Source organism: Agromyces humi (assembly GCF_009720255.1).
GTDB lineage: Bacteria > Actinomycetota > Actinomycetes > Actinomycetales > Microbacteriaceae > Agromyces > Agromyces humi.
In genome coordinates this window covers 1-565 of the sequence record NZ_WJSP02000779.1, presented here as the reverse complement: position 1 = coordinate 565, position 565 = coordinate 1, and the positions used below count along the sequence as shown (strand labels likewise).

Annotated in this window: 1 protein-coding gene; it reads right to left on the bottom strand. The window is 74.3% G+C overall.

What is annotated here, in order from left to right; genetic code table 11:
- Window positions 1-531 (bottom strand): FtsQ-type POTRA domain-containing protein (locus GH736_RS24135; RefSeq protein WP_159607633.1); only part of this gene is annotated, 531 nt, incomplete at its 3' end.
- Window positions 532-565: the final 34 nt, after the last annotated feature.

The window sequence follows — 565 nt, the reverse complement described above, 5'->3', positions numbered from 1 at the left end:
CGTGGCGGCCGTGGCCCGGGTCAGCTGCCCGCGAACCTCCGCGGGAAGGCTCCGCACGACCGAGGCGACGGCACGGAAGCCCTCGTCGGCGGTGCCGCCGTCGACCTCGATGAGCGGCTGTCCGGCCGGCACCGCCTCCGGACGGTCGATGACCACGCCCGCGGCATCCACCAGCTCGAGGCCCGACCCAGTGTCGATCACGCCGACCGGCGTGCGCTCGACGATGCGGACGACGAGCGTGCCAGGGGGGATGGTCTCGGTCACGTACGTCTCGATGAGCGGGAATCGCGCGAGCGCCGCCTGCACGTCGCCGGAGTCGATCAGCGGGAGCGGCGTGCCCATGACGCCGGCGAACGCGGCCTGCACGTCGGCGGCGGGGATGCGCTGCGCGCCCTCGACGCGCACGTCCCGCAACGCCATGAGCGGCGAGTACGCGCCCACCCCGATCACCGCCACGAGCGCAAGGACCGCGCCGACGACGACGGCCCAGGTGATGCGGCGCCGACGCGACCGCTTCGTGAAGCGGCGCACCTCCTGACGTTCATAGCGCCGCCGTTCGCGGGCC